This window comes from Paraburkholderia sp. BR10936, from assembly GCF_040965735.1.
GTDB lineage: Bacteria > Pseudomonadota > Gammaproteobacteria > Burkholderiales > Burkholderiaceae > Paraburkholderia > Paraburkholderia nodosa_A.
The window spans coordinates 1-253 of record NZ_JBFRCM010000101.1; the positions used below are offsets into that span (position 1 = coordinate 1).

Annotated in this window: 1 pseudogene; it reads left to right on the forward strand. The window is 67.6% G+C overall.

What is annotated here, in order from left to right:
- Window positions 1-9: 9 nt before the first annotated feature.
- Window positions 10-253, forward strand: a pseudogene (locus AB4Y36_RS40595) (hypothetical protein); the annotation flags it as partial.

Consider the following 253-nt stretch of genomic DNA (forward strand, 5'->3'; position numbering starts at 1 on the left):
GAGGCGAGCATTGCGGCGCAGCGCGCGTTCAACGTCTATCGGGGCGACAAGATGAATCACACGCCGGTTGCCTTCCTGCGCGCCGCGCCGGGCAAGCCCTGGCTGCGCATCGACGGCTTTGCCACGCGGTTCGAGTCGGGCGCGGAGATTCCGCCGCCGGTGTCGATCCTGCTCGGGCTGTATTTCAACAAGACGATTTCGGACGGCGACCTTGGCCGTGCCGAGCGCGTGCTGCGCGGCGAAGCACCGATGG